The sequence below is a fragment of the Ensifer sp. ENS08 genome, assembly GCF_014852195.1.
Lineage (GTDB): Bacteria > Pseudomonadota > Alphaproteobacteria > Rhizobiales > Rhizobiaceae > Ensifer > Ensifer adhaerens.
This window is the reverse complement of sequence record NZ_JACVBF010000100.1, coordinates 1-255: the sequence shown is the minus strand read 5'-3', so window position 1 is coordinate 255 and position 255 is coordinate 1. Positions and strand designations below refer to the sequence as shown.

The window sequence follows — 255 nt, the reverse complement described above, 5'->3', positions numbered from 1 at the left end:
AAGGAGTTTCTGACCGACCGCCGGGTGATCGAGTGGTCGCGACTGTTCTGGTACCCGATCCTGTTCGGCATCGTGCTCAACACCCGCCCCGGCAAGGTCGGCAAGGCCTATGAGACGATCTGGAACAGGGACTTGAACGAAAGCTACCTCCGGACCTACACCCGCAACCAGTCCGAACTGATGGCGAAGTCCTTCGCCGACCAGCCTAACGTCATCGTCGACTGGGGCATGCGCTACGGCCAGCCGTCGATCGCC

Annotated in this window: 1 protein-coding gene; it reads left to right on the top strand. The window is 61.6% G+C overall.

Going from position 1 to position 255, the window contains the following annotated elements:
• Positions 1–255 (top strand): ferrochelatase (locus IB272_RS35785; RefSeq protein WP_192445914.1); only part of this gene is annotated, 255 nt, incomplete at both ends.